11 protein-coding genes and 1 pseudogene are annotated in these 9,536 nt (G+C 64.1%); 4 read left to right on the top strand and 8 right to left on the bottom strand.

Annotated features, from left to right (window positions below):
- Nucleotides 1-75 precede the first annotated feature (75 nt).
- On the top strand, nucleotides 76-1,116 hold the full coding sequence (rsgA, locus tag EN955_RS31890) for a ribosome small subunit-dependent GTPase A (protein WP_024502554.1): 1,041 nt from the start codon (nucleotides 76-78) through the stop codon (nucleotides 1,114-1,116).
- A 19-nt stretch (nucleotides 1,117-1,135) separates the two neighbouring features.
- Here the strand turns inward: rsgA and EN955_RS31885 are convergent, their stop codons facing one another.
- Nucleotides 1,136-1,669, bottom strand: a complete 534-nt coding sequence (locus tag EN955_RS31885; RefSeq protein ID WP_024502553.1) for a sterol desaturase family protein — start codon at nucleotides 1,667-1,669, stop codon at nucleotides 1,136-1,138.
- Nucleotides 1,670-1,842: 173 nt separating this feature from the next.
- Here EN955_RS31885 and EN955_RS31880 point away from each other — a divergent pair.
- A pseudogene (locus tag EN955_RS31880) lies at nucleotides 1,843-2,314 on the top strand (NUDIX domain-containing protein).
- A gap of 10 nt (nucleotides 2,315-2,324) precedes the next feature.
- Here EN955_RS31880 and pobA read toward each other — a convergent pair.
- From pobA to pcaD, 6 genes are read right to left on the bottom strand one after another with little or no spacing between them, the layout of a single operon-like run.
- On the bottom strand, nucleotides 2,325-3,497 hold the full coding sequence (pobA, locus tag EN955_RS31875) for a 4-hydroxybenzoate 3-monooxygenase (RefSeq protein ID WP_024502552.1): 1,173 nt from the start codon (nucleotides 3,495-3,497) through the stop codon (nucleotides 2,325-2,327).
- The gene (locus tag EN955_RS31870) at nucleotides 3,497-4,549 is read right to left on the bottom strand and encodes a 3-carboxy-cis,cis-muconate cycloisomerase (RefSeq protein ID WP_024502551.1); all 1,053 of its coding nucleotides are present in this window, start codon (nucleotides 4,547-4,549) and stop codon (nucleotides 3,497-3,499) included. The genes pobA and EN955_RS31870 overlap by 1 nt, the downstream gene beginning before the upstream one ends.
- 19 nt (nucleotides 4,550-4,568) lie before the next feature.
- Entirely contained in the window at nucleotides 4,569-5,183 is a 615-nt protein-coding gene (gene pcaG / locus EN955_RS31865) for a protocatechuate 3,4-dioxygenase subunit alpha (RefSeq protein WP_127218885.1), read from the bottom strand.
- Complete coding sequence (pcaH, locus tag EN955_RS31860) at nucleotides 5,183-5,938, bottom strand: protocatechuate 3,4-dioxygenase subunit beta (RefSeq protein ID WP_024502550.1); 756 nt, start codon at nucleotides 5,936-5,938, stop codon at nucleotides 5,183-5,185. Before pcaH ends, pcaG begins: the two co-directional genes overlap by 1 nt.
- On the bottom strand, nucleotides 5,928-6,335 hold the full coding sequence (gene pcaC / locus EN955_RS31855) for a 4-carboxymuconolactone decarboxylase (protein ID WP_024502549.1): 408 nt from the start codon (nucleotides 6,333-6,335) through the stop codon (nucleotides 5,928-5,930). Before pcaC ends, pcaH begins: the two co-directional genes overlap by 11 nt.
- Nucleotides 6,328-7,137 (bottom strand): 3-oxoadipate enol-lactonase, encoded by an 810-nt coding sequence (gene pcaD / locus EN955_RS31850; protein ID WP_024502548.1) that lies wholly within the window; start codon nucleotides 7,135-7,137, stop codon nucleotides 6,328-6,330. Before pcaD ends, pcaC begins: the two co-directional genes overlap by 8 nt.
- A 93-nt stretch (nucleotides 7,138-7,230) precedes the next feature.
- Between pcaD and pcaQ the strand changes: the two genes are divergently transcribed.
- Nucleotides 7,231-8,148: a pca operon transcription factor PcaQ gene (pcaQ, locus tag EN955_RS31845; protein WP_024502547.1), complete on the top strand. Its 918-nt coding sequence runs from the start codon at nucleotides 7,231-7,233 to the stop codon at nucleotides 8,146-8,148.
- An 18-nt stretch (nucleotides 8,149-8,166) separates the two neighbouring features.
- Here the strand turns inward: pcaQ and EN955_RS31840 are convergent, their stop codons facing one another.
- Nucleotides 8,167-9,096: an aldose 1-epimerase gene (locus EN955_RS31840; protein WP_024502546.1), complete on the bottom strand. Its 930-nt coding sequence runs from the start codon at nucleotides 9,094-9,096 to the stop codon at nucleotides 8,167-8,169.
- A 109-nt stretch (nucleotides 9,097-9,205) separates the two neighbouring features.
- Between EN955_RS31840 and EN955_RS31835 the strand changes: the two genes are divergently transcribed.
- On the top strand, nucleotides 9,206-9,536 hold a 331-nt coding region (locus EN955_RS31835), incomplete at its 3' end, for a GntR family transcriptional regulator (RefSeq protein ID WP_245492850.1).

Here is a 9,536-nt window from a genome sequence, read left to right as displayed (position 1 = left end):
CCCATACACGGCTTGGAAATCACCCCACCCCGTTCGCCCCCCCTGCCAGGGATACCGTCCAATGTCCGTGACGCCGTGGTCAAAGCCGTGACGGATCACTCCACGCCATCGCTCGCCAGCCTGGGCTGGACCGAATTTTTCGGCGACCAGCTCGAGCCCGGCGAAGCCAATCTTGTCCCGACGCGGATCGCCACCGTCCACCGCGATCGCCTGACCGGCCTGTCCCAGGCAGGGCCGGTCGATCTGACGCTGGCGGCGCAGGCAAACACCGGTGACTATGCCGTCGGAGACTGGGTGCTGGTCGATGGGCATGAACACCTTGTGAAGCGCCGCCTGACCCGCAAGACGGTGCTGGAACGCCGCACCCAGGGCGGCGGCAGGGTGCCGCAGCTTGCCGCGGCCAATGTCGATACGCTGTTCATCGTCACCTCGTGCAATGCCGACTTCAATCCCGCCCGGCTCGAGCGCTATCTGGCGCTGGCCAACGAGGCCGGAACGACGCCGGTGATCCTGCTGACCAAGGCCGATACCGCTGAAGACGCCGAGACCTACCAGAAGCAAGCTGCGGCGTTGCAGCGTGGATTGCCGGTGGTGATGCTGAACCCCCGCACATCGGATGCGGCAACCGTCCTGGCTGCCTGGTGCGGTGTCGGCCAGACGGTGGCGCTGATCGGCTCCTCCGGCGTCGGCAAATCGACGCTGGTCAACACGCTGGCCGGATCGGCGCAGCAATCGCCGCAACAGACCGGGGGCATCCGCGAGCACGATTCCAAGGGACGCCACACCACCACGTCGCGATCGCTGCATTCAATCGCCGGCGGTGGCTGGGTGATCGACACGCCGGGCATGCGGACGCTGCAGGTCAGCGATGTCGGCTACGGCATCGACACGCTGTTTGCCGAAATCACCGAGCTTGCACCGCTCTGCAAGTTCCGCGACTGCACGCATGTGCACGAGCCGGGTTGCGCGGTTCAGGCTGCCTTGAAGGCGGGGACGCTCGACCCGGAGCGCCTTGCCCGCTGGCGAAAACTGTCCGACGAGAACCAGAACAACACGCCGGTCCAGAGCGGGCCTCGCGGAGCCAAGACTTCCGGCGGTCGCGGAAAGAGGCGCTGAACGGCGAGGACTGAGGACTTCAGAGCTGCGCCGTGCCGAAAACGCGATCCCAGAATGCCGAAGTCACACCGAAATTGGCCGTTTCGTCGATGTGGTGATGCACCGCATGACGGCGCTTGAGCGTGTAGAGATAGCTCGGATGCGCCGGGTGCCAGTGATGGATCATGTGGTGGATGCTGATGTACCACAGATATCCCAGCATCAACCCGCAGCTCACCGCGCTCGCGGTGGCGAAATCTGAGACCACCCAAACGGGCACAAACGCGACCAGCGCATGCACGCCGAGACTGAGCCAGGTTGGCGTGCCCACAGAACTGCGTTCCTCGACATGGTGACGGTCGTGCAGGTCCTTGACGTAAGGAATATGGTGAAGAGCGAACCTGTGCAGCACATACTCGATCAGCGTCCAGAGGCCGAGACAGGCGAGGACAGTGCCGATCCAGCCTGGCGCACTCTCTTCGCCAGCCTCGAGCAGCCCGGCCACTGTCAGCACGGCGATCACCAGCGGATACACCACGAAGTCGCTATAGTAGCCAATAAGACCGAGTTGCATCGTCACCTAGCCTTCGAGCCGCCAAATAAGCGATGGTATCAGATTGCCGGACTCGCGACCGAGGTGCAATGCAGACGCGCCTGACATAGCGTCGCAATCCCCTAGTGCAAGGTTCGCATCAACGATTCAAGGACCATCGGCAGGCTGCCGGCTTCGCAAATGGACGTACAAAAATGGCAAAACGCAGTGCGGGATTGCTGATCTATCGCCGCAGCGATGGCGATCTCAGGGTGTTGCTGGTTCACCCGGGCGGACCGTTCTGGGCGAAGAAGGGACGACGGTGCGTGGTCGATCCCAAAGGGCCTCGTCGGCGAGGACGAGGATGAGTTGACGGCAGCGCAACGCGAGACCGAGGAAGAGCTCGGCGTCAGGGTCGACGGCACCTTCGCGCGGCTTGGCGACTACAAACAACCCGGTGGCAAGATCGTCTCGGCCTGGTCTGTCGAGGCGACCATCGACATCGACGTGGCCGCCATCAAGAGCAACATTTTCACCATGGAATGGCCGCCAAGGTCAGGATCCCTGAAGGAGTTCCCGGAGGTCGACAGAGCGGGCTGGTTCACCTTGCCCGAGGCCGAGGTGAAAATCCTCAAGGGGCAGCGCCCGATGCTTTTGGATTTTGCCAGGCAGCAAGGCGCCGGATGATCCGCAGCCCTCAATAGGGCAGGCCGACATAGTTTTCCGCGAGCGCGGTCGATGCGGCACGCGACTGCACGAGATAGTCGAGCTCGGCCTCCTGGATGCGCTGGCCGAACTCGCCGGTGTCGGGAAAACGATGCAGCATCGTCGTCATCCACCAGGAAAAGCGAACCGCCTTCCAGACCCGTGCCAGCGCCTTTTGCGAATAGCAGTCGATGCCAGCCGCGGATTTGTCGCGATAGAAGTCGCACAAACCCGAGAAGAGATAGCGCACGTCGCTGGCAGCGAGGTTCAGACCCTTGGCGCCGGTCGGCGGCACGATGTGGGCGGCGTCGCCGACCAGGAACAGCCGGCAGAAGCGCATCGGCTCGGCAACGAAGGAGCGCAGTGGCGCGATCGATTTCTCGAAGGATGGGCCGGTGACGACGCTTGCCGCCGTCTGCTCGGGCAAGCGGCGGCGCAGCTCGTCCCAGAAGCGCTCATCCGACCACGCCTCGACACGGTCGCCCTCGGGGCACTGCACATAGTAACGGCTGCGGTGCGTCGAGCGCATCGAGCACAGGGCAAACCCCCTTTCATGATTGGCGTAGACCAGTTCGTGATCGGCCGGCGGCACTTCGGCCAGCACGCCGAGCCAGCCGAACGGATACTGCCGCTCGAAGATTTTCAGCGCACGCTCGGGCACCGATTTGCGGCTGACGCCGTGATAGCCGTCACAGCCGGCAATGAAGTCGCAATCGATGCGATGCGTGACCCCGTCCTTGTCATAGGTCGCGAAAGGTGCGGCGCCGTCGAAATCGTGCAACGCGACATTTGCCGCCTCGTAGATCGTGGTCAGTCCCTCCGCATCGCGCTTGTCCATCAAATCGTGCGTCACCTCGGTCTGGCCATAGACGGTGACATGCCTGCCGCCGGTCAGTGCCTCGAGGTCGATGCGGTGCAGGCGTCCGTCGAAGGCGAGCGAGATGCCGGAATGCGGCAGTCCTTCCGCGTGCAGCCTTGCCGCCGCGCCGGCCTGTTCCAGCAATTCGACGGTGCCCTGTTCGAGCACCCCTGCCCGCACTCGGCCAAGCACGTGCTCGCGGCTCGCGCGTTCCAGAATGACCGTCTCGACGCCGATGCCGGCCAGAAGCTGCCCAAGCAGCAGGCCGGACGGTCCGGACCCGACGATGACGATTTGCGTGCGCATCAGTGGCCGAGACTTTCGACCTGTGCGGCCAGCTCAGCGGCAAGGCGGAGCGACGCGGCCGTCGCGATGACCATTTGCGGCAGCAATAGCCATTCCAGCGTCCAGGCAGCGCCCGAGCGCTCCTGCTCATGCACGAGCGCGTGATGCATGCCCGCAAGCTGCGTGGCGTTGAAGCGGGCAAGCGCCACCAGCGCTTCGGCCTTCACCGGGTTCTGCTTGTGCGGCATGGCCGAAGAGCCGCCGCCGCCGGAAAGCTCGATCTCGGTTCCACCTTGCGCCATCAGCGCGATGTCCTGGCCGAATTTGCCGAGGCTGCCTGATAGCAGCGACATCAGGCCGGCGAAATCGGCGAGTGCGTCACGCTGGTTCTGCCAATGCGGTGCGTCGCCAAGGCCGAGCTTTGCGGCCAGTGCTGCGCGCACCGCCGGACCTTTGTCGCCCAGCTTTTCCAGCGTGCCGGCGGCACCGCCGAACTGCACAACCAGCAGACGCCTCGACTGTTCCGACAATCTTTCCTGATGCCGTTGCAGTGGCGCCCGCCACGTCCTGACGCGATCGGCCACTTTGATCGGAATGGCTGGCTGCATGCGCGTCATTCCCGTCAGCGCCCTGCCGCCAAACCGCTCTCCGAGCGAGACGAGCCGTATAATGGTCTCGGTCAGGAGCAGGCCGAGATGCTCGACGATGGACTTCAGCCGAAACACCAGGCCGGTATCGAGGACATCCTGGCTGGTTGCGCCGAAATGCACTTTATCGCCATGCGGTTCGCTGACCGCCGCCCTGATCTGGCGTACCAGTTCCGGCACAATGACGCCGTCTTTGGCGACGGCAGCCCGCAGCAAGGCGGTGTCGGGCCGGAATGTGGCAAGTGCGGCCACGATCGCGGCGGCATCATCCTTGGTGATAATCCCGTTTTCAGCTTCCGCTTGCGCCAGCGCCCGCTCGAAGGCAAGCATCGCCTCGATTTCCGCCTCGACGGAAAAATGCCGGTTCGCCTCCTCGTCGCCGAGAAGAGCGGAGAGCAGTGGATGGTCGAAGGGCGATACGGTCATATCCTGCTCCTCCTGACCATCAGCTGTCGAAGAAGACCGTTTCCTTCTCCCCCTGGAGATGGATGTCGAAAACATAAATATCGCCGTTGCGCTCGGCGATCAGCGTCGGCACGCGGACGCGGTGCTCGATGTGCGCCAGGATCGCATCCCCGGCATTGGCCTTTTCCTCATCGGAAAAATACAGGCGTGTGTGCAGGCCGAGATTGATACCGCGCGCGACGATCCAGAGGGTGATGTGCGGGGCCATCAGGCTTCCGTCCCTGAACGGCACGCGGCCCGGCTTGATCGTCTCGAACGTGCACAGACCGGTGTCCATGTCGGTCGGGCAACGGCCCCAGCCGAAAAAGTTCGGATCGGCCGCGCCGCGCAGTTCAGCCGGCGAATTGTAGAGCCCATCCGCATCTGCCTGCCAGATCTCGATCAGCGCATCCTTGAGCGGCGTGCCGGTACCGTCGAGCACCCGGATGCGCAGGCCGATGCGCTCCCCCTTGGTCTTGTCGTTGACCATGGTCGCACCAAGGTCGGTCGCATAGACGCCGCCGATGCCGCAGAAATTGGGCGTCAGCCCGATATGGACATAAGGTCCGGCGGTCTGCGAGGGGCTTTCCCTGAGCCGGTCGAGCGACTGGGCCATCAATTGCCCTCCAGCCTGTTTTCGAACAGCGACGCGCGGCGCCCGCGCAGCACGATGTCGAACTTGTAGGCGCGCGCGTCGAAGGGGATCGTCGCCTGCATGTCGAGCGTGGCGATCAGCGTTTCGACGGCGGCCTTGTCGGGGATGCCGCGCACGATCGGGCAGTGCCAGATCAGCGGATCACCCTCGAAATACATCTGCGTGATCAGCCGCTGCGCAAAGCCGTGGCCGAAGACCGAGAAATGGATGTGCGAGGGCCGCCAGTCGTTCGGCCCGTTCGGCCAGGGATAGGGGCCGGGCTTGACAGTGCGAAAGGCGTAGCCGCCATCCTCGCCTGTTATGGCGCGCCCGCAGCCGCCAAAGTTCGGGTCGAGCGGCGCCAGATAGCCGTCCTTCTTGTGGCGGTAGCGGCCGCCGGCATTGGCCTGCCAGAATTCGAGCAGCGCGCCGGGTACGCCAACACCGCGTTCGTCGAGCACCCGGCCATGGACGATGATGCGCTCGCCGAGCGCGCTCTCGCCGGGCCTGGCGAAATTGTGGATCAGGTCGGCGTCGAGTTTGCCGAGCATGGCGTGACCGAAGACCGGGCCTGCAATCTCCGACAGCGTGTTGTCGAACGGCAGCGGCGCCTTCTGCGGCGAGCGCAGCACGGAGGTCTTGTAATTCGGTGTCAGAACAGACGGATGCCAGGTCCGGTCGCGCTGGAAGAAGGCGCCGGTCTCGGGCCTCCGGTTCGAGCCGGACTCAGCGGTCATTCTGGCTTCCGTCCATTTCCGAAAACACGTCCTTGGCAATTTTGAAGGCACGGTTGGCGGCCGGCACGCCGGCATAGATGGCGACATGCAGGAACGCCTCGCAGATATCGTCGCGCGAGGCACCGGTGTTGACGGTGGCGCGCACATGCATAGCAACCTCCTCATCATGGCCGAGTGCGGCCAGCAGCGCCAGCGTGACGATCGAACGCTCACGCCTGGTCAAGCCCGGCCGCGCCCACACGGTTCCCCAGGCGGCCTCGGTGATCAGCTCCTGGAAAGGCTGGTCGAAATCGGTGGCGGCGACCTCGGCGCGCTCGACATGGCGGTCGCCAAGCACCGAGCGCCGCACCGCGAGGCCGGTGCGATATCTGGCTGCATCGCCGGAGACTTCATCCATGGGTTTCTGCTCCAGGGGCAAGCGACGCGATAAAACTGCGGATCAGGGCGGTGAGCGCTTCAGGCTGTTCGACGCAAGGAATGTGTCCAGCGTCGCGGATCATTTCGAAGCGCGCGCCGGGGATCAGCTCGGCCAGCGAGCGGACGAGATCGGGAGGTGTCGAGCCATCCTGGTCGCCGGCGACGCAGAGCGTCGGCACCGCGATGCGGCGTGCAGCATCGGTGAAATCGGCATCGCGAACGGCCGCGCAAGTCCCGACGTAACCTGCAAGCGCTTGCCTCGTCATCATGTTCCAGTAACCGTCGAGCTCGGCCTGACGCGCCGCGTGGAAGGCGGGGGTGAACCACACTTTGAGCACGCCATCGGCAATCGCCTGGATGCCCTTGCTTTCGACAGTCGCGATGCGTGTGTTCCAGCTGTCTGTCGTGCCGATCTTGTGTGCCGTATCGCAAAGGATCAGGCCTTCGACGATTTCAGGCCGCCTGGCATAGAGCCCCTGCGCGATCATGCCGCCGACCGACAGGCCGCACAGCACGACCTTGCTCAAGCCGAAATGATCGATGAGCGCCGAGAGGTCATCGACGTGATCGTCGATCGACCTGATGTCGCCGATGTCGGACAGTCCGTGGCCGCGCTTGTCATACACCAGCAGCGGCATTTCACCATCGAACGTCGAGACAATTTCGTCCCAGATCCGGAAGTCGGTGCCGAGCGAATTGATGAATACGATTGGGCGCGCATTGCCGGTCGCCTTGATGTGGCGATGGTGCAGCGTGATGCCGCCGATGGTGACGAATGGCACGGTTTCGATCCTCCGCCCTCACATTGCACAAGGCGTTTGGTTCGGTAAAATGATATTTTTTGGCGTTTCATTAACTCAGGGGTTATCGAATCCATGTCCGAGAGCCGCATTCGGTTCCGTCACCTGCAGGCATTCCTGGAAGTTGCGCGGCAGGGGAGCGTGGCGCGAGCGGCTGACTTGCTGCATGTCAGCCCGCCGGCGGTGACCAAGACATTGCGCGAACTGGAAGAGGCGCTGGGGGTTGCGGTGGTGGAGCGCGACGGCCGCGGCATCCGACTGACGCGCATCGGCGAGATCTTCCTTCGCCACGCCGCCACGGCGATCACGGCGCTCAAGCAAGGCGTCGATTCCGTCCGCCAGGACGGAGCGGTCAACCGGCACCCGATCCGCATCGGCGCGCTGCCGACGGTGTCGGCGCGGGTGATGCCGCTTGCCATGAGCCTGTTCCTCAAAGAGAGCACCGGTGCGGCGATCAAGATCGTCACCGGCGAGAACGCGGTGCTGCTCGAACAGTTGCGCACCGGCGCGCTCGATCTCGTCGTCGGACGGTTGGCGGCGCCGGAGAACATGACCGGCTTCTTCTTCGAGCATCTCTACTCCGAACAGGTGCTGTTCGTGGTGCGGGCGCGACATCCGCTGCTTGAGCCCGGACAGGACGTGTTCGCGCGGCTCGACGAGTTCCCGGCGCTGATGCCGACACGGGAATCGGTCATCCGCCCTTTCGTCGACCGCCTGTTCATCACCAACGGCATGACGGCGCCGGCAACCGAGATCGAAACCGTCTCGGACTCCTTCGGCCGCGCCTTCCTGCGGCAGAGCGATGCGGTTTGGATCATTTCGGCAGGCGTCGTCGCCAATGAACTCGGCAGTGGCGCCTTCATCGCCCTGCCGGTCGACACCGAGGAAACCAAAGGACCGGTCGGCCTGACGATGCGGACCGACACGGCGCCCTCGCCGGCCTTCTCCATCCTGCTGCAGACCATCCGCGAAGCGGCGAGGCAAAGCAGTTGATGCGGCTCAGACTGGCGATCAGATCTCCCGCGAAGGCGTGAAGCGAACGCTTGCGGACCTCATGTGCCCGGGCGCCAGTACGATGCAGCCGGTCTCGATGCCCGTGTCAGCCCTGCGGTTGAAGGCATCGGTGATGTTGCTGACCGGTTCGGCGCAAAAGAACGGCTCGCCGGGCGGCGTGTAGAGGACAAGGAAATCGAGTGGCGCCTCGGCCTCGATGTCCAGTTGCCGTCCATGCTCCGGCCAGGAGATCCGGGCGCGGCGCGACCATCCGGTGAAGACCGTGTCGAAGTCCGTCTCCGACACGTCGAAGCCCGTGGTCGGGTTGGCGCCCGGCGGCGGCGGTATGTGGATGGTGGGCAGGATTTCCGCATCGGTTTCCCACATGCCGGACACCCGCGCCTGGACATGTGTCCACGGCGTCGACGGAAAATAGGGATGTAGGCCAAAGCCTGCCGGCATCGGCGTGTCCGAAAGGTTGCGCAGCGAGAGGGCAATCGCCAGCCCGCCATCGATCAGCGAGATGGCCTGCCTTGCCTCATAGCTCCACGGCCAGGAATCGGCAGCATGGCGATAGGATAGGACCGTGCTGCTGGCTTCGTGCCGCACGACTGTCCATGATCGACGCCAGCCATGGCCGTGCTCATAGTGCGGATCGTCCGAGTTGGTCGGCAGTTCGACGGTGCGGCCGGCGAATGCGAAGCGACCGCCCCTTATGCGATTGGAATAGGGAACCAGCGGGAAGCAGGCCATGGCGCCGGCATCGCGGCGGCCGATCGCCGCCGGGTCAGCAGGGCGCAGCCAATCCACGACGGATCCGTTTTGCCGCCAGCGATACGACGCCAGCGCGCCGCCGGCGGCCGGCGCGATCTCCACGGTCGCAATGCCGTCGCTGATCGAGATCAGCCCTTGGTGCTGCTCGGCAACGGCAGCGGAATTCTTTGTCATCGGCACTCCCCCATCCCTTGACTCCAATCGCAATGCCGATAAGACATATCATATGAATAGTATGAAGAATAACAAATCTTTCAGTATGGCGCGTACGTCGAGAGTCGCGGTGGCGGTTTCCAGCGGCTCCACCGCTCTGCATGCGACCGTCGTCGAGCAAATCGGATTGCGCATCGTTCAAGGCGATTTCCTGCCCGGCGAGGCACTGCCCAATGCCGACGATTCAAGCGAGATGCTGGGGGTCAGCCGCACGGTGCTGCGCGAGGCGATCAAGGTGTTGGCGGGCAAGGGGCTGGTCGAATCGCGGCCGAAGACCGGCACAAGGGTGCGTCCTCGTGCCGACTGGAATTTCCTCGACCCGGACGTCCTGTCATGGCGCTATGCCAGCGGTGTCAGCGCCGACGATGTCCGGGCGCTGTTCGAATTGCGCAGGGCCATCG

This window comes from Mesorhizobium sp. M7A.F.Ca.CA.001.04.2.1, from assembly GCF_003998485.1.
Lineage (GTDB): Bacteria > Pseudomonadota > Alphaproteobacteria > Rhizobiales > Rhizobiaceae > Mesorhizobium > Mesorhizobium ciceri.
Note: the sequence above shows the minus strand (reverse complement) of the source record. Positions and strands in the feature narration are given on the sequence as shown.

What these genes read in the sequence shown, in the direction of transcription:
- EN955_RS31885 (WP_024502553.1), bottom strand. Translation starts at nt 1,669, where the DNA reads ATGCAACTCGGTCTTATTGGCTACTATAGCGACTTCGTGGTGTATCCG.
- pobA (WP_024502552.1), bottom strand. Translation starts at nt 3,497, where the DNA reads ATGCGCACGCAAATCGTCATCGTCGGGTCCGGACCGTCCGGCCTGCTG.
- EN955_RS31870 (WP_024502551.1), bottom strand. Translation starts at nt 4,549, where the DNA reads ATGACCGTATCGCCCTTCGACCATCCACTGCTCTCCGCTCTTCTCGGC.
- pcaG (WP_127218885.1), bottom strand. Translation starts at nt 5,183, where the DNA reads ATGGCCCAGTCGCTCGACCGGCTCAGGGAAAGCCCCTCGCAGACCGCC.
- pcaH (WP_024502550.1), bottom strand. Translation starts at nt 5,938, where the DNA reads ATGACCGCTGAGTCCGGCTCGAACCGGAGGCCCGAGACCGGCGCCTTC.
- pcaC (WP_024502549.1), bottom strand. Translation starts at nt 6,335, where the DNA reads ATGGATGAAGTCTCCGGCGATGCAGCCAGATATCGCACCGGCCTCGCG.
- pcaQ (WP_024502547.1), top strand. Translation starts at nt 7,231, where the DNA reads ATGTCCGAGAGCCGCATTCGGTTCCGTCACCTGCAGGCATTCCTGGAA.
- EN955_RS31840 (WP_024502546.1), bottom strand. Translation starts at nt 9,096, where the DNA reads ATGACAAAGAATTCCGCTGCCGTTGCCGAGCAGCACCAAGGGCTGATC.